This window comes from Streptomyces sp. NPDC104581, from assembly GCF_055583685.1.
In genome coordinates this window covers 322,927-346,141 of the sequence record NZ_JBVJNN010000003.1, presented here as the reverse complement: position 1 = coordinate 346,141, position 23,215 = coordinate 322,927, and the positions used below count along the sequence as shown (strand labels likewise).

Annotated in this window: 19 protein-coding genes; 11 read left to right on the top strand and 8 right to left on the bottom strand. The window is 73.0% G+C overall.

Going from position 1 to position 23,215, the window contains the following annotated elements; genetic code table 11:
• Positions 1-636: 636 nt before the first annotated feature.
• The 4 genes from ACZ61E_RS04800 to ACZ61E_RS04785 all read right to left on the bottom strand — a co-directional run bounded on the left by ACZ61E_RS04800 (position 637) and on the right by ACZ61E_RS04785 (position 4,977).
• A complete protein-coding gene (locus tag ACZ61E_RS04800; RefSeq protein WP_469697562.1) occupies positions 637-1,788 on the bottom strand; it encodes a GGDEF domain-containing protein in 1,152 nt (383 codons plus the stop codon).
• Between the two features lie 80 nt (positions 1,789-1,868).
• Positions 1,869-2,672 carry an enoyl-CoA hydratase/isomerase family protein gene (locus ACZ61E_RS04795; RefSeq protein ID WP_469697561.1) on the bottom strand — a complete coding sequence of 268 codons (804 nt, stop codon included), beginning with the start codon at positions 2,670-2,672 and terminating at the stop codon, positions 1,869-1,871.
• Between the two features lie 56 nt (positions 2,673-2,728).
• A complete protein-coding gene (locus ACZ61E_RS04790; RefSeq protein ID WP_469697560.1) occupies positions 2,729-3,892 on the bottom strand; it encodes an adenylate/guanylate cyclase domain-containing protein in 1,164 nt (387 codons plus the stop codon).
• 230 nt (positions 3,893-4,122) lie between these two features.
• On the bottom strand, positions 4,123-4,977 hold the full coding sequence (locus tag ACZ61E_RS04785; RefSeq protein WP_469697559.1) for a biotin--[acetyl-CoA-carboxylase] ligase: 855 nt from the start codon (positions 4,975-4,977) through the stop codon (positions 4,123-4,125).
• Positions 4,978-5,198: 221 nt separating this feature from the next.
• Between ACZ61E_RS04785 and ACZ61E_RS04780 the strand changes: the two genes are divergently transcribed.
• The 5 genes from ACZ61E_RS04780 to ACZ61E_RS04760 all read left to right on the top strand — a co-directional run bounded on the left by ACZ61E_RS04780 (position 5,199) and on the right by ACZ61E_RS04760 (position 9,385).
• Positions 5,199-6,794, top strand: a complete 1,596-nt coding sequence (locus tag ACZ61E_RS04780) for an acyl-CoA carboxylase subunit beta (protein WP_469697558.1) — start codon at positions 5,199-5,201, stop codon at positions 6,792-6,794.
• Positions 6,795-6,811: 17 nt separating this feature from the next.
• Positions 6,812-7,018 (top strand): acyl-CoA carboxylase epsilon subunit, encoded by a 207-nt coding sequence (locus tag ACZ61E_RS04775; RefSeq protein WP_469697557.1) that lies wholly within the window; start codon positions 6,812-6,814, stop codon positions 7,016-7,018.
• A 366-nt stretch (positions 7,019-7,384) separates the two neighbouring features.
• Positions 7,385-7,513 carry a morphogenic membrane protein MmpB gene (gene mmpB / locus ACZ61E_RS04770; protein WP_469697556.1) on the top strand — a complete coding sequence of 43 codons (129 nt, stop codon included), beginning with the start codon at positions 7,385-7,387 and terminating at the stop codon, positions 7,511-7,513.
• A 213-nt stretch (positions 7,514-7,726) separates the two neighbouring features.
• Entirely contained in the window at positions 7,727-8,710 is a 984-nt protein-coding gene (locus tag ACZ61E_RS04765) for a hypothetical protein (protein WP_469697555.1), read from the top strand.
• Positions 8,711-8,779: 69 nt separating this feature from the next.
• Positions 8,780-9,385 carry a Maf family protein gene (locus ACZ61E_RS04760; RefSeq protein ID WP_469697554.1) on the top strand — a complete coding sequence of 202 codons (606 nt, stop codon included), beginning with the start codon at positions 8,780-8,782 and terminating at the stop codon, positions 9,383-9,385.
• Positions 9,386-9,389: 4 nt separating this feature from the next.
• On the opposite strand, the gene ACZ61E_RS04755 is transcribed toward ACZ61E_RS04760, so the two are convergent.
• The gene (locus ACZ61E_RS04755; RefSeq protein WP_469697553.1) at positions 9,390-9,896 is read right to left on the bottom strand and encodes a hypothetical protein; all 507 of its coding nucleotides are present in this window, start codon (positions 9,894-9,896) and stop codon (positions 9,390-9,392) included.
• 338 nt (positions 9,897-10,234) lie between these two features.
• Between ACZ61E_RS04755 and ACZ61E_RS04750 the strand changes: the two genes are divergently transcribed.
• Together ACZ61E_RS04750 and ACZ61E_RS04745 are read left to right on the top strand one after the other, a co-directional pair.
• Entirely contained in the window at positions 10,235-11,989 is a 1,755-nt protein-coding gene (locus ACZ61E_RS04750; protein WP_469697552.1) for an acetyl/propionyl/methylcrotonyl-CoA carboxylase subunit alpha, read from the top strand.
• Between the two features lie 145 nt (positions 11,990-12,134).
• A complete protein-coding gene (locus ACZ61E_RS04745; RefSeq protein ID WP_469697551.1) occupies positions 12,135-12,719 on the top strand; it encodes a TetR/AcrR family transcriptional regulator in 585 nt (194 codons plus the stop codon).
• Between the two features lie 626 nt (positions 12,720-13,345).
• On the opposite strand, the gene ACZ61E_RS04740 is transcribed toward ACZ61E_RS04745, so the two are convergent.
• A complete protein-coding gene (locus ACZ61E_RS04740; protein WP_469697550.1) occupies positions 13,346-14,284 on the bottom strand; it encodes a DeoR/GlpR family DNA-binding transcription regulator in 939 nt (312 codons plus the stop codon).
• Between the two features lie 166 nt (positions 14,285-14,450).
• Positions 14,451-15,890 (bottom strand): NAD(P)H-quinone dehydrogenase, encoded by a 1,440-nt coding sequence (locus tag ACZ61E_RS04735; protein WP_078075387.1) that lies wholly within the window; start codon positions 15,888-15,890, stop codon positions 14,451-14,453.
• A 202-nt stretch (positions 15,891-16,092) separates the two neighbouring features.
• On the opposite strand from ACZ61E_RS04735, the gene ACZ61E_RS04730 reads away from it, so the two are divergent.
• The 3 genes from ACZ61E_RS04730 to ACZ61E_RS04720 all read left to right on the top strand — a co-directional run bounded on the left by ACZ61E_RS04730 (position 16,093) and on the right by ACZ61E_RS04720 (position 19,231).
• Complete coding sequence (locus ACZ61E_RS04730; RefSeq protein ID WP_469697549.1) at positions 16,093-16,530, top strand: gamma-glutamylcyclotransferase family protein; 438 nt, start codon at positions 16,093-16,095, stop codon at positions 16,528-16,530.
• 137 nt (positions 16,531-16,667) lie between these two features.
• Complete coding sequence (locus ACZ61E_RS04725; protein ID WP_405795349.1) at positions 16,668-17,498, top strand: purine-nucleoside phosphorylase; 831 nt, start codon at positions 16,668-16,670, stop codon at positions 17,496-17,498.
• A gap of 56 nt (positions 17,499-17,554) precedes the next feature.
• The gene (locus ACZ61E_RS04720; RefSeq protein WP_469697548.1) at positions 17,555-19,231 is read left to right on the top strand and encodes a phospho-sugar mutase; all 1,677 of its coding nucleotides are present in this window, start codon (positions 17,555-17,557) and stop codon (positions 19,229-19,231) included.
• A 129-nt stretch (positions 19,232-19,360) separates the two neighbouring features.
• On the opposite strand, the gene ACZ61E_RS04715 is transcribed toward ACZ61E_RS04720, so the two are convergent.
• On the bottom strand, positions 19,361-19,996 hold the full coding sequence (locus tag ACZ61E_RS04715) for a PH domain-containing protein (protein WP_469697547.1): 636 nt from the start codon (positions 19,994-19,996) through the stop codon (positions 19,361-19,363).
• 264 nt (positions 19,997-20,260) lie between these two features.
• Between ACZ61E_RS04715 and ACZ61E_RS04710 the strand changes: the two genes are divergently transcribed.
• Complete coding sequence (locus ACZ61E_RS04710) at positions 20,261-23,203, top strand: SpoIIE family protein phosphatase (protein WP_469697545.1); 2,943 nt, start codon at positions 20,261-20,263, stop codon at positions 23,201-23,203.
• Positions 23,204-23,215 lie beyond the last annotated feature (12 nt).

Sequence of the window (23,215 nt, the reverse complement as noted above, 5' to 3'; positions counted from 1 at the left end):
GGGGACGGTGACCGCCGAGATCACCCGCAGGGAGGGGCACACGGGGGACGGTGACCGTTACGGGTGACGGCGGCAGACCCGGGGACGGCCCCTGCGAGTCACCTCACGGGGACCGGGGCCGGTGACCGCCAGGATCGCCCGCCGGCGACCCCGGGCCGCGCCGGCCTCGTGACGCCGCAGGAGCGGGACCCCTGGGGGACGGTGACCGCCGAGATCACCCGCAGGGAGGGGCACACGGGGGACGGTGACCGTTACGGGTGACGGCGGCAGACCCGGGGACGGCCCCTGCGGGTGGCCTCACGGGAGGCCGGGGCCGGTGACCGCCGGAATCACCCCGCAGGAGGCGACCCCGGGCCGTACCGGCCTGGTAACGCCGCAGGAGCGGGACCCGGGGATCGGTGACCGTCGCGAGTGACGGCGGAAGGGGGGCGGGGTCGCAGGAGGTGCGTGTTCGGACACTCAGGCTGATTTGTGGCGCGTGAACAACCCGGGTCAACGGGTCCAACGAACGGGGCACGCGCCGTAAATCACGCCGTCCGGACATGCACCTCCGGAGACCCCGCACCCCGACCACGACCCACAACCGCAACCAGAAACCCCGCACCCCGCACCCCGCCGGGAGGGCACCCGCGCCCTTCAGCCCGGTCCCCGTGTCATCCCCCGGAACCTTCTCCGCTCGCCCGACGGCGCCCGCGGCGGCTCGTCCGCCAGGCGGACCACCCCGCCGTCCCGCCCCGCCACCACCGGCCCCACCGACCGCGCCGCCTTGGCGCGGTACTGCGCCGCGTCCGCCAGGCGGAACAACCGCCGGGCCGACGGCAGCGCCCCGATCGCGTCCCCAGTCGACGCGACCCCGCACGCCACCCCCTCGCCCAGCTCCAACTCCGCGGCCCGGCGGCAGAGTTCGTCCGCGACCCCCACCACCGCGTCCGACGGCGGCCCCACCGTCAGCAGGCAGAACTCGTCGCCGCCCAGCCGCGCGGCCAGCGCCCCCGGCAGCCGCGCCCCGCACACGGACAGCAGCGAGCCGAATCGTTCCAGCAGCCGGTCGCCCACCGCGTGCCCGTGCGTGTCGTTCACCCGCTTGAGGCCGTTGAGGTCGCAGACGACCAGGCTGACCACCGACCCGTCCCTCCGGTGCCGCGCGACCGCCTCGTCGAGGCGCGCATCCACCGCGCGGCGGTTCGCCAACCCGGTCAGCGGGTCGGTGAAGGCCAGCCGGCGGACCTCTTCGAGGCGTTCCGTCTGCGCGATCCCCGACGCCACGACCGAGGCGATGACGGTGGCGAAGTCCGCGTCGTCGCGCCCGAAGACCGGCTCCCCCAGCGACCTCGCCACGTACAGCTCCCCCCACGCCCGCCCGTGCAGCACGATCGGCGCGACGACACAGGAGCCCCGGCCCCGCCGGCGCAGCGCGGCCACCCGCTGGTGGCAGTAGCCGGGCGCGCCCGCGGCGGCGGCCGGTCCCTCGACCGTCTCGACCCAGGCGTTGGGCTCGCCGCCGCCCGCCCACCGCTCGTGCAGGAACTCCGCGATCTCGGGGAACCGGTGCACGGGGTACGACTCGTCCTCGGGGAACTCCTCCTCCCCCTCCGCCAGGTCCCCCGCGTTCACCAGGACCTTCAGCTGCCCCAGGTCCCGCTCCCACACGGAGAGCGCGGCGAAGCTCCCGGCCAGCGCGTCGCGCGCGCCGAGCGCGGCGGCCCGCCAGGAATCGTTCGAGGTCTGCGCCGAGGCCATCGCCTGAGCAAGCTCCACCACGGCGCGTAGGCGCGCGTCCTCTCCCATCACCCCACCTTATGGCGCTTTGGGGTGATTTGATCACTCGGAGCGAGCGGTCATCACACTCCGTACACAGAACCTGCGGACTACTCGCCCGGCCACTGCGGCTTCCGCTTCTCGTTGAACGCGGCGACACCCTCCGTACGGTCCCCGGAGAAGGCCACCGAGCGCCACGCGGCGTCCTCGACCTCCAGACCGGCCCGCAGGTCCAGCCCGTGCCCCAGGCGCAGCGCGCGCTTCGCCGCCCGGAGGCCGACCGGCGAGTTCGCGGCGATACGGGCGGCCAGCGCCAGCGCCTCGTCGCGGTCGGCCCCTTCGGCCGCCAGCTGGTCGACGAGGCCGAGACCGTGCGCCTCGGGCGCCGCCAACCGCCGTGCGGTGAAGATGAGTTCGGCGGCGCGAGCGGCTCCGACGCGGCGCGGCAGCAGTTGCGTACCGCCGCCGCCGGGGATCACGCCCACGGACACCTCGGGCAGTCCGACGACCGCCGTCGGGTCGGCGACGATCAGGTCGCAGGAGAGCGCCAGCTCGAACCCGCCGCCGAGGGCGAAGCCGTGCACGGCGGCGACGGTCGGCATCGGGAGCTCCAGGACACCGGTGTACGCGGCGCGGGCGGTCGGCCGCTGCCGTACCAGCTCGGCGTCGCTCAGCGAGTTCCGCTCCTTGAGGTCCGCGCCGACGCAGAAGGCCCGTGGGTGGGTCGAGGTGAGGACGGTGACCCGTACGTCGCGGTCCGCGGCCAGCGCGGCGCAGGCCGCGCCGATGGACCGGGCCATCTCCGTGGAGATCGCGTTCATGGCCTTGGGCCGGTCGAGCACCAGCTCGGCCACGTGCCCGTGGCCGCGCACCGCGACGAACTCCCCGAACCGCTGCTCACCCTGCGCGCCCACCGCACCCACCCGCTTCCCGGTAAACGATCGTTGACCGGGATCATAGGCGGCGTCCGTCAGGCGCCGGGCTTGGGCCGTCTCGTCAGGAGCCACGGCTCCACGACACCGAGCCCCCGCACCGGCCGCTGCCACATCGGCTGTATCGCGAAGCGGTACGCGGGCGGGTCCTCGCCCGCCTTCTCCGCGGTCGCGGCCTCCTCCGCCGCCTCGGCCTCGGAGGCCGGGGTGTCACCCGTCCGGATCAGCTCCTCCGCGAGCGCGCCGTCGACCAGGACGGCGTCCTTGGGAGCTATCGAGGTGAGCCGGCTCGCCAGATTCACGGTGTTGCCAAAGACGTCGCCCATCCGGGTGGTGACGGTGCCGAACGCGATGCCGACGCGCAGCGCGGGCATCGACTCGTCGTGCGTCATGGTCTCGATGAGCCGCAGCGCGATCTCCGCGGCCGTGCCCGCGTCGTCTGCCGCGTACAGGACCTCGTCGCCGAGGGTCTTGATGAGCCGGCCGCCGTGCGCGGCCACCAGGTCCGCGCAGGTCGTCTCGAACGCCTCGACCAGCTCGCCTAGCTCCTCCTCCTCCAGTCGGCGGGTCAGCCGCGTGAAGCCGACGAGGTCGGCGAACCCGACGGCGAGACGGCGGTCCACCATCTCCTCGTCGTCGGCGGCCTGGACGACCCGTCCGGTGGCGGCGGCGAGCTGGCGCCGCCACACGTACACCAGGAACTCCTCCAGTTCCGGGAGCAACAGCTCGACCAGGGGATACGTGACCTCGGTCCGTGTCATCCCGGGCTCGGGCGGCTCCGTGAGGCCGGCGAGGAAGGAATCGATCTGCCACTCCGCCAGGCGGGCGGTGGTCTGTCCGGTCGACCGGGCGACCTGGATCGCCATCGGCTCGCTCAGCAGACCGGCCTCGACGAGGCCGGCGAGCCGCCGCAGCGCCAGGACGTCGGCCTCGGTGAGTGCCCGTGCCTGGCCGATGTCGGCGAAGCCCATCGCCCGCCAGAAGCGGGACGCGAGGTCCATCGAGACACCGGCGGTACGGGCGGCCTGGAAGGGGGTGTAGCGGCGCTCGGCGCCGAGGATCAGCTGTTCGAGCCGGATGGCGAGGGGGTCGTCGGTGGGCTCGGCCGTGTGGTCGACGGCGTGGTGCGGGGTGGGGTGACCGGAGGACTCCGACGGCGGCTTTTCGTCCCCACCACCGGAGGTCGTGTCGTCGACCGTCACCAGCCGCCTCCTGCCCGTTCCCTGCGCACTGCCCTGCCGATCTGTCGTGGGTCGCCTCAACGATACGGCAGGTCGGGGCTGCCGGGGTCGCCTTCGGACGCGGGCATTACGGCCGCTTGACCGGGGGTTCTCCGGGGTGGGGTCGCGCGGCGGCGGAGCGGGTGTGCCGTGCCCGTCCGGTGATCGCGGACACCGCGCGGCGGGACGAGGCGCCCCGGCGCCGGCGCGCCCTACGCGGCACGCAGATGCACCACGTCCCCCGCGCCCACGGCCTCCCGGCCGCCGCCCTCCGTCGCGATCACCAGCCGTCCGTCACCGTCGACCGCCACCGCGTCCCCCACCAGTCGCCGTTCCCCCGGCAGCTCCGCCCGCACCGGGCGGCCCAGCGTCGCGCAACCCGCCGCGTACGCCTCCTGGAGTCCCGACACCGCCGGGTCGCCCGCCGCGTCCCGCCACGCGCCGTACCAGTGCTCCACCCCGCGCAGCACCGCCCGCAGCAGTGGATCGCGGTCGACGGACACCGCGTTCGCGAGGGCGAGCGAGCCGGCGCCGGGAACGGGCAGTTCCGATTCGGTGAGGCTGACGTTCAGGCCGATGCCGACGACCACAGCGTCGTCGCCCGCGCGCTCCGCGAGGATGCCGCCCGCCTTGCGTTCCTCGCCGCCGACCGTCACCAGCAGGTCGTTGGGCCACTTCAGGGCCGTGTCCACACCGGCCGCACGCGCGACGGCCGTCGCCACCGCGACTCCGGTGAGCAGCGGCAGCCATCCCCACCGCCCGACGGGGACGTCCGGTCCCGGCCGCAGGAGTACGGAGAGGAACAGTCCGGACCGGGCGGGCGCCGACCAGGTACGGTCCAGCCGCCCGCGCCCGCGCGTCTGCTCCTCGGCGACGAGGACCGCGCCCTCGGGCAGCTCGCCGGCGCGGGCGGCGAGGTCGGAGTTGGTGGAACCGGTCGCCGTGACGATGTCGAGCGAGGTCCACAGGCGCCCCGGCACGATCAGGCCGCGCCGCAGCGCGGTCGTGTTCAGCGGCGGGCGTTCGAGATCGGTCCAGCGGCTGCCCGCGGCATTGTGCTCCGTCATGCGCGCCACCCTAGGGTCTGGGGTGCGGTTCGGTGTTGGTGCGGTGCGGTGCGGTGCGGTCGAGGGCGATGAGGGCGGTGTGTGCGGGTACGTCGCGGGCCGTGCGTGGTGTGGCCAACGACGCACTGCCGATCGCCGGACCCGCCGATACGCTACGGATCGGTAGCCACACGCCGAGCCGCAGCAGACAGATCCGCAGACCCGCAGGGAGCCGCATCCCCATGTCCGAGCCGGAAATCGACCGCGGAACAGAGCACAGCCACACCACCGCGGGCAAGATCGCGGACCTCCAGCGCCGAATCGAGGAGGCCACGCACGCGGGCTCCGCGCGGGCGGTGGAGAAGCAGCACGCCAAGGGCAAACTGACGGCTCGCGAGCGGGTCGAGCTCCTCCTCGACGAGGGGTCGTTCGTCGAACTCGACGAGTTCGCCAGACACCGTTCCACCAATTTCGGCATCGAGAAGAACCGCCCGTACGGGGACGGTGTCGTCACCGGTTACGGCACGGTCGACGGCCGCCCGGTTTGCGTCTACTCGCAGGACTTCACGATCTTCGGCGGTTCGCTCGGCGAGGTCTACGGCGAGAAGATCGTCAAGGTCATGGACTTCGCGCTGAAGACCGGCTGCCCGGTCATCGGCATCAACGACGGCGGCGGCGCCCGTATCCAGGAGGGCGTGGTCGCGCTCGGCCTCTTCGCCGAGATCTTCCGCCGCAATGTGCACGCGTCGGGCGTCGTCCCGCAGATCAGCCTCATCGTGGGCCCGTGCGCGGGCGGCGCCGTCTACTCCCCGGCGATCACCGACTTCACGGTGATGGTGGACCAGACCTCGCACATGTTCATCACCGGGCCCGACGTCATCAAGACGGTCACCGGTGAGGACGTCGGCTTCGAGGAGCTGGGCGGGGCGCGTACGCACAACACGACGTCGGGCGTGGCGCACCACATGGCCGGTGACGAGAAGGACGCCGTCGAGTACGTGAAGTCGCTGCTGTCCTATCTGCCGTCGAACAACCTCTCCGAGCCGCCCTCCTTCCCCGAGGTGGCCGAACTGGAGCCCACGGCCGAGGACTTGGAGCTGGACACGCTCATCCCGGACTCGGCGAACCAGCCGTACGACATGCACACCGCCATCGAACACGTGCTGGACGACAGCGAATTCCTGGAGACGCAGGCGCTGTTCGCGCCGAACATCATCACCGGCTTCGGCCGGGTCGAGGGCTATCCGGTCGGCATCGTGGCCAACCAGCCGCTCCAGTTCGCGGGTTGCCTGGACATCGACGCGTCCGAGAAGGCCGCGCGGTTCGTCCGCACCTGCGACGCGTTCAACATCCCGGTCATCACGTTCGTGGACGTACCGGGCTTCCTGCCCGGTGTCGACCAGGAGTACGGCGGCATCATCCGGCGCGGCGCCAAGCTGATCTACGCGTACGCGGAGGCGACGGTCCCGCTGATCACCGTGATCACGCGCAAGGCGTTCGGCGGCGCGTACGACGTGATGGGCTCCAAGCATCTGGGCGCCGACCTCAATCTGGCCTGGCCGACGGCGCAGATCGCGGTGATGGGCGCGCAGGGCGCGGTCAACATCCTGCACCGGCGCACGATCGCCGCCGCCGAGGACCAGGACGCGACGCGGGCCGGTCTGATCGCGGAGTACGAGGACGCGCTGCTGAACCCGTACATCGCGGCCGAACGCGGCTACGTCGACGCGGTCATCATGCCGTCCGAGACACGGGCGCACCTGGTCAAGGGGCTGCGGCAGCTGCGTACGAAGCGGGAGAGCCTGCCCCCGAAGAAGCACGGCAACATCCCTCTGTAGGACGGCAGGAGGCCGGAATGATCAAGGTCGTACGAGGCAATCCGACCCCCGAGGAGCTGGCCGCCGCGCTCGCGGTGGTCCGGGCGAGGGCGGCGGCGGGCGCGGAGCGGGCACCGGGCTCCACACCACCGCCTCCGGGCTGGTCGGACCCGGCCCGCATCGCCCGCCGCGAGACCCACCGCCCGGGACCGCGGGCGTGGGCACGTACGTACTGGCCGGGCTAGACCGCGCCCGCGAAGCGGCGCCGCCCGCCCGCAGGGCGGGACCCGTGGGCCGCACGCCAAGCGCGCGCCCCACGGGGTGTCCGCGACATGGCGCCGCCCGCCCATAGGGCAGGGCGCACGGCGTCGCCCGTGCCGCGCGCCAGGCGGGAACCGCCGGACACGACCCACGCGGTGTCCCCGAAGCGGCGCCGCCCGCCCGCAGGGCAGGGCGGCGTCCGGTGCGGTGCGGCGCGAGGCGGAGGGCCGGCCTCGTACCGGGCGTCGCGGTCCGGGCGGGACGTCGCGGACACTGCCGGGCGGTCCGGCGGGAGGCTTTGAGTACGGGTACTCAGGCGTCCCGCCCGGCACGGCCCCAGGATCGAAGGCATGCTCTGGTCCGATCCCGAGAACGAACCCCCCGAGGACATGCGGGACATGCAGGCGATGATGCGCCGCGCGGGCGTCATCCTCGCCCTGGCGATGATCCTGGGAATGCTCGCGGCGGGTATCCGCTAGCCCACTGAGCCCGCCGGGGGCTGACCCCACCCCCGCACGGCGGGCACGTCGAGCCCGTCCGGCGATCGGGGACAGCCGGCCTCCGGGGGACGCCCCCGATACCGGGCCCGCCACGGCAGGACGCGCCGCGTGCCCGCGTCCCCGCCGTCTCGTTGAGCCCCGCGTACGGGCCCGGCACCGCCCCCGGGCGTGAGCCACCCTCCCGGAGAGCCCATGACCGCGTCCCAGGTGATCGTCGTCTCGCTGCCCGGCAGCGGCACCCCGCTGCTCGCCGATCTCACGTCCGCCCTCGGCTACCTCTCGTACGGAACGATGAGCGCCACCCCCTCCCCCGGCGCCCGCCCCACCCGCGCCCCCGAGATCGTGGCGATGCGCCCGCTCCTGACGGCGGCTCACGGCAAGGACGAGGCCGAGTTGCTCGTCAAGCGGGCCGCCGACGAGCGGGAGGCGCTCGACACGGCCTTCCGGGAGGCGTCCGACGCCCTGTGGCGCGTCTGGTGGATGCGGCTCGGGCAGCCCGTCGCCGTCGCCTCCCCCGCGGATCCGGGGCTCGAAGGCCGGCTCGCCCGGCTGCCGGACGCCGAACTGCCGGGCCTGCTGCCCGGCCACGGCTGCTGGTACGTCGACAGCCTCGACCTCCAGCGTGCGGACGCCGGCTTCCTGCGCGCCTGGCGGCACGGCGGGCAGCCGCCGATCGTCTTCCACCACCGGGACGTACGGGACCGGATCGTCAGCCAGATCCGCTCGCTGTCCCGGCCCGGAAGCCCCTCGGGCTCGCCGCCCGGACAGCTCATCTACCGCGACATCGTCGGCGCGCTCCCGACGATGGACGCGAAGATCACCTTCGCCCTGACGGACCCGGGCTTCCCGGGCATGGAGGAGGCCCGGCGCTGCCAGTGGCTCCTGCACCATCCGGCGGTGACCGTGATCAGCCACGAGGACCTGGCGGGACCGGCCCACGGCGGTACGGCGGGGGGCCGCGACCGCGCGGTGGCCCAGCTGCTCGGCGCCGGGCTCACCACGCCCGCGGCCGAGCACCCCACCACGCAGGTCACCGAGCAACTCCGGTGCGAGGAGGACGATCTGACGGTGGGCCAGTGGCGCGACTGCTTCACGCCCGCCCATGAGCGGCTGCTCGAACAGCGCCACGGCGACCTGCTGGCCACGCGCCCCGAGTTGAGCCCGTACGACGGCTGAGGACCGCCGCCGCTCGCGGAGACTCCCCGGGACCCTCGCCGCCCCGGTCCGGTGGCTACCCTGCTCGTCATGACCGATCAGCGCCGCCGTCTCGTCCTCGCCTCCGCCTCCCCCGCCCGCCTCGCACTGCTCCGGCAGGCGGGTCTCGCGCCCGAAGTGATCGTCAGCGGCGTCGACGAGGACGCGCTGTCCGCCGCCACACCCGCCGACCTGGCGCGGGTGCTCGCCGAGGCCAAGGCCGCGGCCGTGGCGGCCCGGCCGGATGCCGCGGGCGCGCTCGTCGTCGGCTGCGACTCGGTGCTCGAACTGGACGGCGAGGCCCACGGCAAGCCCGCCGACGCGGAGGCCGCCACGGCGCGCTGGAAGGCGATGCGCGGCCGGTCGGGCGTGCTGCGCAGCGGGCACTGCGTGATCGACACGGTGACGGGGCGGGCCGTGTCCGAGACCGCCTCGACCACGGTCCGCTTCGGTGAGCCCACGGACGCGGAGATCGCCGCGTACGTCGCGACGGGTGAACCCCTGCACGTGGCGGGGGCGTTCACGCTGGACGGACTCTCGGCGCCGTTCGTCGACTCGATCGACGGCAACCACGGGAACGTGCTCGGGCTGTCGATGCCGCTGCTGCGCACGCTCCTGTCGGCGCACGGTGTCGCGATCACCGATCTCTGGGCGTGAGCCCTCAGGCGGCGGAGGGACCCGTCTCGGCGGGCCCGGCCGCCCCGTTCGCGGCAACGGCGCCCGCACCCGCGCCCGCGCCCGCACCGGGGGTGCGCGCGTCGCCCTTCGGCGGCTCGCCGTACGCGACCAGCGTCAGCACCAGCAGCGCCAGTACGACCATCATGACCACGAACGCGGTCCAGCCCACCAGTCCCACCGCCAGCGCCCCGAGCACCGCGTGCAGGACGGCGCAGCAGATCAGGGCGGGTCGCGCGACGCGGCCGAAGCCCCGGTCGGTGAGCGCCGCGCGTATCAGCAGGGCCGCGCACACGACCAGGTAGAGGCCGAGCGCGACGCCCGCCGCCCAGGCCCCGTTGGACATGGCGTCGGGGTCGAGTCCGGCGAGGGACATCTGCTGGTTGTCCACGATCGTGGCCATCAGCCCGTTGACGAAGACGAAGCCGACGGCCTCCGCGAGAAGCACGATCGCGGCCACCCATGCCACCGGTCTGCGCACCACGGCACCCACCCTCTCCCCTGTTACCCCAAGTACGTACGGCACCGGGAAGGCTACTCACCGGTAAACCCCCGGACAAGGGCCCGGACAGAGGCAAAGAATCCGGCACGCGTTAGTTGGAACTCCACAAAGATTCGAGAGACGCGCCGGGGCTCCCTGACAGAGACCTTGAGCACATACGGCGATTACTGTGCCCGTGTGAGTCCGGGCGTACCCTGGCGTCACAAGGGATTTCGCGACTTGAGCGGGCCTCGGGTCACACTCCGTGTGGGCAAGCTCACCATTGGGGACGGGTCGATCGGTCGTGTCGGCAGTCCCTAAACTCAGCTTGTTTCCAGGAGGGAGCCATCGTGCGCAAGGTGCTCATCGCCAACCGTGGCGAAATCGCTGTCCGTGTTGCTCGTGCGTGCCGGGACGCCGGGATCGGTTCGGTGGCTGTGTACGCCGATCCGGACCGGGACGCGTCGCATGTGCGCGCGGCCGACGAGGCGTTCGCGTTGGGTGGTGACACTCCCGCGGCCAGCTATCTCGACATGGCCAAGGTCCTCCAGGCGGCCAAGGACTCCGGCGCCGACGCGATCCACCCCGGCTACGGATTCCTGTCCGAGAACGCCGAGTTCGCCCAGGCGGTGCTGGACGCCGGACTGACCTGGATCGGCCCCCCGCCGCACGCGATCCGCGATCTGGGTGACAAGGTCGCCGCGCGGCACATCGCCCAGCGCGCCGGCGCCCCGCTCGTCGCGGGCACCCCCGACCCGGTCTCCGGCTCGGAGGAAGTGGTCGCGTTCGCACGTGAGCACGGTCTGCCCATCGCGATCAAGGCCGCGTTCGGCGGTGGCGGGCGCGGTCTGAAGGTCGCCCGCACCCTGGAGGAAGTACCCGAGCTGTACGACTCCGCCGTCCGTGAGGCGGTGGCTGCGTTCGGCCGCGGCGAGTGCTTCGTGGAGCGTTACCTCGACAAGCCCCGCCACGTGGAGACCCAGTGCCTGGCCGACACCCACGGCAACGTGGTCGTCGTCTCCACCCGTGACTGCTCGCTCCAGCGCCGCCACCAGAAGCTGGTGGAGGAGGCCCCCGCGCCGTTCCTCTCCCAGGAGCAGAACGAGAAGCTGTACGCCGCGTCGAAGGCGATCCTGAAGGAAGCCGGCTACGTCGGCGCGGGCACGGTCGAGTTCCTGGTCGGGACGGACGGCACGATCTCCTTCCTCGAGGTCAACACCCGCCTCCAGGTGGAGCACCCGGTCACCGAGGAGGTCACCGGCATCGACCTCGTACGGGAGATGTTCCGCATCGCCGACGGCGAGGAGCTGGGCTACGACGACCCGCCGGTCCGCGGTCACTCGATCGAGTTCCGTATCAACGGTGAGGACCCCGGCCGCGGCTTCCTGCCCGCCCCCGGCACCGTCACCCTGTTCCGGCCGCCGACCGGCCCCGGTGTGCGGCTGGACGCGGGCGTGGAGAGCGGCTCGGTCATCGGCCCCGCCTGGGACTCGCTCCTGGCCAAGCTGATCATCACGGGCGCCACCCGTAAGCAGGCGCTCCAGCGCGCCGCGCGTGCGCTGGCCGAGTTCCAGGTAGAGGGCATGGCCACCGCCATCCCGTTCCACCGCGCGGTGGTGACCGACCCGGCCTTCACCGCCGATCCGTTCACCATCCACACCCGCTGGATCGAGACCGAGTTCGTCAACACGATCCCGCCCTTCGCCACCCCCGCCGACGGGGAGGCGGAGGACGAGGCGGGTCGCGAGACGGTCGTCGTCGAGGTCGGCGGCAAGCGCCTGGAGGTCTCGCTGCCCTCCAGCCTCGGCATGAGCCTGGCCCGGACGGGTCTGGCCGCCGGTGCGCGCCCCAAGCGCCGTGCCACGAAGAAGGCCGGTTCGGCGGCGACGGGCGACACCCTCGCCTCGCCGATGCAGGGCACGATCGTGAAGGTGGCGGTCGAGGAGGGGCAGCAGGTCTCCGAGGGAGATCTCGTCGTCGTCCTGGAGGCCATGAAGATGGAGCAGCCTCTCAACGCCCACCGTTCGGGCACGATCAAGGGCCTCACCGCGGAGATCGGCGCGTCGCTCACCTCGGGCGCGATGATCTGCGAGATCAAGGACTGACCCTCGTCGTCGCCGAAGGCCCCGCCGGCTGTGCCCGGCGGGGCCTTCGGCGTACGCGGACGGATCCCGCCGCCCGCGGTGGCATCCTGGGACGCACACCGGAGCGGGCCCGTGGGGCCCGCGCGCAGCGACAGGAAGGACCGCGATGGCGAGCAGCAGCGGCGCGCCGCCCCGGCCCATGCGGGCCGACGCTCGGCGCAACTACGAGCGGGTGCTCGGCGAGGCCCGTACCGCGTTCGCCGAGCACGGCACCGACGCCTCGCTGGAGGATGTCGCGCGCCGCGCGGGAGTCGGCATCGGCACGCTGTACCGGCACTTCCCCACCCGGCACGCCCTGATGAACGCGGTCTTCCAGGAGGCGCTGGCCGATCTGCTCGACCGCTCGCGCGAACTCGCCGACGCGGACCGGCCCTGCCACGCACTGGTGGCGTGGCTGCGCGCACTGATCACTCACGCGGGTGAGTACCGCGGTCTCGCCCGCGCGCTCATGTCGGCGTCGCACGACGCGAGTTCGGCCCTGACGCAGTGCAGTTCGGGCCTCCGTGCGGCGGGCGAGCTGCTGCTCGTACGGGCGCAGGAGAGCGGCGCGGTACGGGCGGACACGTCGATCGACGACCTGATGCAACTGACGAACGCGATCGCCCTGGCGGCCGAACAGTCCCCGACGGACCCGGAACTGGCGGACCGCCTGCTGACCCTGACCCTCACGGGCCTGGCCAACACGCCCTGAGAACCGGGGATCGCCTTGCCACAGCCCCGCCGCCGACGCACGACCACGGCCCACCGAGGGGCCGCCCCCGGCGGTGCGGCGCGGGCGGCGAACGGGCCGGTCGAGTCCACGCAGACGCGCTGGAACGGCCGGAGCCCGCGCCCGGCCAACACCTGGGCACAGCCCACCGACAACCCGTCGGAGAACACGCGACGTGCAACGGGCACAGCCCAGCGCCGGCCCGTCCTGGCTGGCGCAACGACCTCCGAGGGGGGCACCCCGGCAGCGCGGTGTGGGCAGTGAGCACAGCGGGCGAACGGTCGGGCAGACCGCCCGTCGGCCCGGACCGGCAGAGCCCGCGCCCCCGGCCAACACCTGGGCGAAGCCCACCGACAAACCGTCCGGGCAGACACACCGGGCGGGCGCACGGCCCCACCGAAGGGCCATCCCCGGCGGCGCGTCGCGGGCGGCGAACGGGCGGGCAGACCACCCGACAGATCCACGCCGACGCGCTGGAACGGCCAGAGCCCGCGCCCCCGGCCAACACCTGGGCACAGCCCACTAACAGCCCGTCCGGGCAGGCGCACGGCCCCACCGAGAGGCCGCCCCCGGCGGCGCGGGTGGCGGCCCGGCCCGTGCCGGACGCGTCAGCGGTGGCGCAGGTCCGTCACCCGGGCGCGTTCGCCCGGCTGGTCGGCGAGCAGCCCCGCCGACGCGCCGCGACGCGTCTGCGGGCCCGGTCCGGCGCCCCCGTGGGTACGGCGCTGGCCCGGCAGTGGTGTGTCCCGCCGGGGCCGGCTCCCCGGCGGGGCGCCCTCACCGCCGGACCCCGACCCCGCCGACCCGCCCGCGACCGTGATCTGCACGCCCTGGTCGGCGAGCGCCTGGAGTTCCGTCGCCGCGCGGTCGTCGTGCGCGGGCGGGTCGTCGGTGACCAGCCGGGTGATCACATCGGTCGGCACCGTCTGGAACATCGTGTCGGTGCCCAGTTTGGTGTGGTCGGCGAGCACTACGACCTCGGCCGCCGCCTGCACCAGCGCTCGGTCGACGCTGGCCGAGAGCATGTTGGAGGTGGACAGGCCGCGCTCCGCGGTCAGCCCGCTCCCGGACAGGAACGCACGGGAGACCCGCAGCCCCTGGAGCGACTGCTCCGCGCCGCTGCCGACCAGCGCGTAGTTGGAGCCGCGCAGGGTCCCGCCGGTCATGACGACTTCGACCCGGTTGGCATGGGCCAACGCCTGGGCGACGAGCAGGGAGTTGGTGACGACGGTCAGTCCGGGGATCCGCGCGAGCCGGCGGGCCAGCTCCTGCGTGGTCGTACCGGCACCGACCACCACGGCTTCGCCCTCTTCGACGAGGCTCGCGGCGAGATCGGCGATGGCCGTCTTCTCCGCCGTGGCGAGATGGGATTTTTGCGGAAAGCCGGATTCTCGCGTGAATCCGCCCGGCAGTACCGCACCGCCGTGCCGGCGGTCGAGGAGTCCTTCGGCCTCCAGCGCCCGCACGTCCCGACGTACGGTCACTTCGGAGGTCTGGACGACGCGGGCGAGCTCACGGAGCGACACGGCTCCGTTGGCGCGCACCATTTCGAGGATTAACTGGCGACGTTCTGCAGCGAACACGAAACTGACAGTAACCCCAACACCCGTCTGCTTTCAGCGGTTCGCCCCGAAATACGGAAGGTGAACATACGGAGCTGCGCCAAGTGGTATAGGAGCGCGGGCCGATGCCCGCGCACGCCCATGACCTGCGTCAACCCTCGTCGTCGCTCTTGCGGCTGTGCAACTGCCGCGCCACCTCGGCGATCGAACCCGAAAGAGAGGGGTACACAGTGAATGCGTTTGCGATCTGTTCGACGGTCATATTGTTGTCGACCGCGATCGAGATGGGATGAATCAGCTCGCTGGCGCGCGGCGCCACGACGACGCCGCCGACGACGATCCCGGTGCCCGGCCGGCAGAGTATCTTGACGAAACCGTCCCTGATGCCCTGCATCTTGGCGCGCGGATTGCGCAGCAGCGGCAGCTTGACGACCCGCGCGTCGATCTTCCCGCTGTCCACGTCCGACTGGCTGTAACCGACGGTCGCGATCTCCGGGTCGGTGAAGACGTTGGACGAGACGGTCTTGAGGTTGAGCGGGGCCACCGCGTCGCCGAGGAAGTGGTACATCGCGATACGGCCCTGCATCGCGGCGACCGAGGCGAGCGCGAAGATGCCGGTCACGTCGCCCGCCGCGTAGACGCCGGGCGCGGACGTACGCGACACCCGGTCGGTCCAGATGTGGCCCGAGTCCTTGACGCGGACCCCCGCCTCCTCCAGTCCCATGCCCTCGGCGTTGGGGATCGCTCCGACGGCCATCAGACAGTGCGTGCCGGAGATGACCCGGCCGTCGGCCAGCGTCACCTCGACGCGGTCGCCGACGCGCTTGGCGGACGAGGCGCGGGAGCGCGACATCACGTTCATGCCGCGGCGCCGGAAGACGTCCTCCAGTACGGCGGCGGCGTCCGGGTCCTCGCCGGGCAGCACCCGGTCGCGCGAGGAGACGAGCGTGACGCGGGAGCCGAGCGCCTGGTAGGCACCGGCGAACTCGGCGCCGGTGACACCGGAGCCGACCACGATCAGCTCCTCGGGCAGCTCCGTGAGGTCGTACACCTGCGTCCAGTTGAGGATGCGCTCGCCGTCGGGGAGCGCGTCGGGGATCTCGCGCGGGTGCGCGCCCGTCGCGATCAGCACGGCGTCGGCGGTCAGCGACTCCTCCGAGCCGTCCGCCGAGGTCACGATCACCTGGCGGGAGCCGTCGGTGGCCTGCCGGCCGTCGAGCCGGCCCCGGCCGCGGAGCACGCGGGCGCCGGCCCGGGTGACGGAGGCGGTGATGTCGTGGGACTGGGCGAGCGCGAGACGCTTGACCCGCCGGTTGACCTTGCCGAGGTCCACGCCCACGACTCGGGCGGCCTGTTCGAGCGGCGGGGTGTCGTCGGCGACGATGATGCCCAGCTCCTCGTAGGAGGAGTCGAAGGTGGTCATCACCTCGGCCGTCGCGATGAGGGTCTTGGACGGTACGCAGTCGGTGAGCACCGAGGCCCCGCCGAGGCCGTCGCAGTCCACGACGCTCACCTCGGCGCCGAGCTGTGCGGCCACCAGGGCCGCCTCGTATCCGCCGGGTCCGCCGCCGATGATCACGATCCGGGTCACGAAAAAGTCCGCCTACCGTTGTCGACCCGACCCGTCTGCCGTCCCGGCCGGGAGTCCGGGGAGCCCCCGGAGGATGCAGTACGTACGCCATTGTCCCGCACTCTTCAAGTTGCTTCGCCCCGGGTCCCTCCCCGCGGGTAACGCGGAGCCCGCGCACGTGTGATTCACCGTGCACGCGCGTCCCTCCCGTACCCTCGTCCCCATGTCGCTCTACGCCGCGTACGCCGGCAACCTCGACGCGCGGCTGATGTCCCGCCGCGCCCCGCACTCCCCGCTGCGCGGCACCGGCTGGCTCAACGGCTGGCGGCTCACCTTCGGCGGCGAGCACATGGGCTGGGAGGGCGCGCTGGTCACCCTCGTGGAAGCGCCCCGTTCCCAGGTGTTCGTGGCGCTCTACGACATCGCCCCGATGGACGAGGACTCGATGGACCGGTGGGAGGGTGTCGGCCTCGACATATACCGGCGGATGCGGGTCCGCGTGGACACGCTGGACGGCAAGGAGCCGGCCTGGCTGTACGTGCTGAACGGGTACGAGGGCGGGCTGCCCTCCGCGCGCTATCTGGGCGAGCTGGCGGAGGCGGCCGAATCGGCCGGGGCGCCGCACGACTATGTGATGGAACTGCGAAAGCGCGCGTGCTGAACGGTCACCCGACCCGCACGCGCGGGTCCTGACAGGCGGCTGACCCGGGCGTTCGTCGAAAACGACAACACAACGATCCGAAGACCGTATGCTCGATCATCTACGCGCGTAGGGCCTGAGCGGTTACCCTCTTCCGCGTGAACGCATCTGTTATCCCGGCCACGGCCGACGGATCCGCCGACCCCCACGCCGCAGCCTCCGCCGCCGCGGTGCGCCTGCGCGAACTCACCGGCGCCGAGACCCATGACGTCGCCCTGGTGATGGGCTCCGGCTGGGCACCCGCCGTCGCCGCGCTGGGCGCACCCGAGGCCGAGTTCCCGGTGACCGAGCTGCCGGGCTTCCCCCCGCCGGTCGTCGCCGGCCACGGCGGGACGATCCGCTCCTACGCGATCGCCGACAAGCGCGCCCTGGTCTTCCTGGGCCGTACGCACTACTACGAGGGCCGTGGCGTCGCCGCCGTCGCCCACGGTGTCCGTACGGCCGTCGCCGCCGGCTGCAAGACCGTGGTCCTGACCAACGGCTGCGGCGGGCTGCGCGAGGGCATGCGTCCGGGGCAGCCGGTGCTGATCAGCGACCACATCAATCTGACGGCGGCCTCGCCCATCGTCGGCGCGAACTTCGTGGACCTCACGGACCTGTACTCGCCCCGGCTGCGCGCGCTGTGCAAGGAGGTGGACCCCGCTCTGGAGGAGGGCGTGTACGTCCAGTTCCCCGGCCCGCACTACGAGACGCCCGCCGAGATCAACATGGTCCGGGTGATGGGCGGCGACCTCGTCGGCATGTCGACCGTGCTGGAGGCCATCGCGGCCCGTGAGGCGGGCGCCGAGGTGCTGGGCATCTCGCTGGTGACGAACCTGGCGGCGGGCCTGTCGGGCGAACCGCTGAACCACGAGGAGGTCCTCCAGGCCGGCCGGGACTCGGCCACGCAGATGGGGGCCCTGCTGGCGCGGGTGCTCGAACGCATCTGACAGCTTGCCGACAGCTTGTCGTGACCTCCGAGCGGGCCCAGGAAGGGACATCCACAGTGCAGCAGGACCTCATCGCGCGGGCCGAGGCGTGGCTCGCCGAGGACCCGGACGGCGACACCCGGCGCGAGTTGCGGGAGCTGATCGACTCCGGTGACCCGGACGCGCTCGCCGAACGGTTCGGCGGCACGCTCCAGTTCGGCACGGCCGGACTCCGCGGCGAGCTGGGCGCCGGGCCGATGCGGATGAACCGGTCGGTCGTCATCCGCGCCGCCGCCGGTCTCGCGGCGTACCTCAAGGCCACCGGCCAGGCCGGCGCTCTCGTCGTCATCGGATACGACGCCCGCCACAAGTCGGCCGACTTCGCGCGGGACACCGCCGCCGTGATGACCGGGGCGGGGCTGCGGGCCGCCGTACTGCCGCGTCCGCTGCCCACGCCCCTGCTCGCGTTCGCCGTACGGCATCTCGGGGCCGTGGCCGGGGTGGAGGTCACCGCGAGCCACAACCCGCCGAGGGACAACGGCTACAAGGTCTATCTCGGCGACGGCTCCCAGATCGTGCCTCCCGCGGACGCCGCGATCGCGGCGGAGATCGACGCCGTCGGACCCCTGGACTCGGTACCGCGCCCCGGGGACGGCTGGGAGATCCTCGGCGACGAGGTGCTCACCGCGTATCTGGAACGCACGGACGCCGTGCTGAGCGCCGGGTCGCCCCGTACGGCGCGCGTGGTCCACACGGCGCTGCACGGGGTCGGTACCGGGACGCTGAACGCCGCGTTCGCGCGGGCCGGCTTCCCCGCGCCCGTGCCGGTGGCCGAACAGGCCGAGCCCGACCCGGACTTCCCCACCGTCGCCTTCCCGAACCCGGAGGAGCCGGGCGCGATGGACCTGGCCTTCGCCACGGCCCGCCGCGCCGCCCCCGACATCGTCATCGCCAACGACCCGGACGCCGACCGCTGCGCGGTGGCCGTCCCGGACGCGGACGCCGAGAGCGGCTGGCGGATGCTGCGCGGCGACGAGGTGGGCGCGCTGCTGGCGGCGCACCTGGTGAACAAGGGCGCGACGGGCACGTCGGGCGTCTTCGCGGAGTCGATCGTGTCGTCGTCGCTGCTCGGGCGGATCGCGGAGGCGGCGGGGGTCGGCTACGAGGAGACGCTGACCGGCTTCAAATGGATCGCCCGCGTCGAGGGCCTGCGGTACGGCTACGAGGAGGCGCTCGGGTACTGCGTCGACCCCGGCGGCGTACGCGACAAGGACGGCATCACGGCGGCGCTGCTCGTCGCGGAGCTGGCGTCCGAGCTGAAGGAGCGGGGCCGGGGACTGGCGGACCTCCTGGACGACCTGGCGGTCGCGCACGGCCTGCACGCGACGGACCAGCTCTCGGTGCGGGTGAAGGACCTGTCGCTGATCACGCGGGCGATGGACCGCCTGCGTGACGACCCGCCGACGGCCCTGGCGGGTCTGACGGTCACGTCGACGGAGGACCTCTCGGCGGGCGCGTCGGGCCTGCCGCCGACGGACGGGCTGCGCTACCGGCTGGACGGGGCGTACCGGGCCCGGGTGATCGTCCGCCCGAGCGGTACGGAACCGAAGCTCAAGTGCTACCTGGAGGCGGTGATCCCGGTCCCCACGGCGGCGGACCTGCCCTCGGCGCGCGGGACCGCCGCGGAGCTGCTGGCGTCCCTGAAGCAGGACCTGTCCCGGGCGGCGGGCCTCTCAAGCCCGTCGGCCACTTGAGGACACACCCCACGCCCAGCCCACCCGGCGGCACCTATCAAGCCCGCCCGCCGGGGACTCTCAAGCCCGTCCGGCGATTGAGGACGGACCGGCCTCCGGGCGGGCCCGGGCAAGGACCCGCCCCCGGCATCACCCCGTCGCGAGCAGCACCAGCATGACCACCAGCCCCGCCAGCGCCGGCGCGATCACCTCGTAGGCCCACCGCACCTGCGGCTCCCCCCGCGCGGTGTCCCGCGACGCGCACCGCTCCGCCTGCTCGCGCAGCCCCGCGACGGTGTGATCCGCGTCCGCCGTCCTCGCGCTCGCGTCGGACACGTCCACGCTCACCGACGTCCTGCCGTGCGGGTCGTCGTGCGCGCGCTGCGACTGCCGCCGCGCGGCGCGCTTGCGCTTGCGGAGCGAGACCGGCACCGCCCACAGCTGGTACTTCGCACCGCCCTTGGTGAACACCTCGCTGGAGTAGCCGGCCCGTACGTCGGCCACGGACGCCCACGGCAGGAGGATCGTGCGGAACGGGTTCCGGATCCGCAGCCGGTCGTCGTTGGCGAACACCGCCGGCCGCATGGTGAAGGCCACCACCAGCGGCACGACGAGCAGCAGGGCGGCGAGCGCCAGCCACGGTGTCCTGCCGTGGCCCCGGACCACCGCGTCGATCCCGATCCAGGCGCCGAGCCCGAGCAGCAGCACACCGCCCGCGATACCGGCGGGCGACCGGAAGACGCGCTCTGCGTAGGCCGGCTCGGGGGACTGATCGGGACTCGTCATGCCTCCGATTCTGCCGTACGCGCCGCGGTCCCGGTCCGGCCGCCCGGCCAGGGCCGGGCACCGTACCGCGGCCCCACCGGGGCCCGCCTCCCCGCCGTTGCCTCGCCCCGGACCCGCCCCCGAGAGACAATGGCCACTGCGGGCCCGTGGAAGAAGCCACGTCGATTGGCGGGCGAGTGCATGACCGTGAACCCACGAAACGGACAAGGTCCGCGGCCGACAGCGGCACGATCGGCGACCGATCGCTTGCGCATACTCGCCGCGGTGGGGGACGGCGTCTCCGAGACCGAGGCGTTGCGCTGTGCGCTGCACCACGCCGTCGCCGGTCTGGGCGGACCCGGCGGGATGGTGCATCTGCGGAACCTGTGGCAGGAGACCGGACTGCATCTGATGCTCACCGACGGCCTGCCGCCGGCGGGGACGAAGCGCTGGCTCGACCTGTCGGGGAAGGACACGACGGTCCCGGCCCGCGCCGCGCGCGGCGGTGAGTACGCGTGGAGCCCGGCGCCCGCTTTCGCCGACCGGCCAGCCGGTGACGGCCCGGCACGCGCGCGGGCATCCGGCGGCCCACGGGACCCCGGGCCCGGCGACCCTCCCGACCCTCCCGAGTCCACCGAATCCCCCGAGGACGCGGTTCCGGACGTGCTCGCCGCCTGCGGCCTCGCCTCCGTACCGCTGCTCGCCCCGACCGGACCGCTCGGTCTGATGGGCGTGCTCTCCGTACTGACCCCCGCCGGCGGGGAACCGACCGCCGATCAGCGTGCCTTCCTCGATGAGGTGGCCCGTTGGGCGGCCGGGCATCTCGCCCACTCCCTCACGGCCCGGCGCGGCTCGAATCCCGAGCTGTGGCCGGAGCCGCCGAACGGCTCCCGTCTCCAGGAGGCGCTCAAGGCCGTCAGGATCGGCGCCTGGGACTGGAACATCCGGACGGGTGAGCTGAACTGGGACGAGGCGGCGATGACGGTCCTCGGCGTCGATCCGACCACCTTCGACCACCGGATCGAGACCTGGCTCGGTCTGGTGCACCCCGACGATCTGCCCTGGGTGATGGTCGACACCGACGAGGCGATCCGCACCCGCCGGGTGTACGGGGTCGAGTACCGCGTACGCCGCCCGGACGGGACGTCCGGCTGGGCCCAGGCACGCGGGCGCGTGATCCTCGGCAACGACGGGGAGCCTCTCCACATGGTCGGCACCGTGTGGGACACGACGCAGACCCATGTCGCCCGGGAGTCGGTGGACCACGCGCTGCGGCACATGAGCGACGGGTTCCTCGCGGTCGACACCGACTGGCGGGTCACCTACACCAACATCGAGGCCCAGCGCGCGCTCGGCTCCTCGCACGAACTCCTCGGCCGGGTCCTCTGGGAGATCCCCTTCGCCCGCGAGCCCGGTCTGGAGGACCTCTGCCGGCAGGCCGTCGCCAGTCACCGGCCCGTCGGTCTCGACGTCCTGTCACCGGCCAACGAGCGCTGGTACCACCTGCGTCTGGTCCCCGTACCGGGAGGTCTGACCGTCTACCTCACCGATGTCACCGAGAAGCGGGCGCGCGAGGCCGAGCGCACGGCCAGGGAAAAGGAGGCTGCCGAACGGGCCGCCCGCATCGTCGAGTTGACCACAGCACTCGCGGAGGCGCTCACCACCGACGATGTGGTGAAGGCCGTCGCCCAGCAGTGCATACAGCCGTTCCACGCCACCGGCCTGGTCGTCCTGGCCTTCGAGGGTGATCTGACGCGGCTGATCGGTTCCGTGGGATACGAAGCGGCGGACCTCGAACGGATCCTCTCGTTCCCACTCACCGCGACCACCCCCCTGTCGGACGTACTGAGCAGCCGCGCGCCCCTGTTCATCTCCTCCGTGGCGGAGATGAGGGCACGCTATCCCGCACTCGCCGATGCACCTGGCCAGGAACGTCAGGCGTGGGCTTTTCTGCCGCTGATCGCCTCGGGGCGGGCCACAGGCTGCTGCGTCGTCGCCTTCGGCACACCCGGACTGCTCACCGAGGAGGAGCGCACCCTGCTCGGCGCGCTCAGCGGACTCTTCGCACAGGCCCTGGAGCGGGCCCGGCTCTACGACTCCGAGCACCTGCGGGCGAAGGAGCTCCAGCGCGGTCTGCTCCCCCGGCACCTGCCCTCGCCACCCGCCGCGTCCGCCGCCGCCCGCTATCTGCCCTCCGACCGGCGACTGGACGTCGGGGGTGACTGGTACGACCTGATACCGCTGTCGGCCGAGCGGGTGGCCCTCGTCATCGGCGATGTGATGGGACACGGTCTGTCGGAGGCGGCGACGATGGGGCGGCTGCGGACGGCGGTGCGGACGCTCGCGGATCTCGAACTGCCACCCGACGAGATCCTCGGCCACCTCAACGGCATCGTCAGCGACCTCGGCGACGACTTCTACGCGACCTGCCTCTACGCGGTGTACGACCCCACCACCCACAGCTGCGTGTTCGCGAGCGCCGGGCATCTCCCGCCGGTCGTCGTGCACCCCGACCACACGGCGCGCGTCCCGGAGATCTCCGCCAATCCGCCGCTCGGCGCCGCTGTTCCGCCCTTCGACACCGTCGAGCTCGCGGTACCCGACGGCAGTCTGCTGGCCCTGTTCACGGACGGGCTGGTGGAGGCGGGCGGCCGGGACGTGGAGGCCGGTACGCGGGAGCTGACCCGGGTGCTCACCGGCGCGCTGCGTGCCGGCGGCGAACCGGACCTGGACCAGCTGTGCGACACCGTCGTCTCCGCGCTGCTGCCGGCCGGTGAGCGGACCGCGGACGACGCCGTGCTGTTCATCGCGAGGCTGCACCGGTTGGCCGCCGAGGACGTCGCGTCCTGGCCGCTGCCGCAGGATCCGGTCGCCGCCGGCCAGGCGCGGGAGCACATCCGTACCCAGCTCGACGCCTGGCACCTCGACGACCTCGCCGTGACCACGGAGCTGCTCGCCAGCGAGCTGGTCAGCAATGTCATACGGCACGCGCAGGGCCCGGTGCGGCTGCGGCTGCTGCGTGGCCGGACCCTGGTGTGCGAGGTCTCCGACGGCAGCCTGACCACACCGCATGTGCGACGGGCCTCCGCCACCGACGAGAGCGGACGGGGGCTCCAGCTCGTGTCCGCCCTCGCGCAGCGCTGGGGCGCCCGTTACACCGCGTCGGGCAAGTCCATCTGGACCGAGCAGCCGCTGCCCGCCGACCCGGCCCCGGCTCCGGCCGCGTGATCGTTGCCCGCG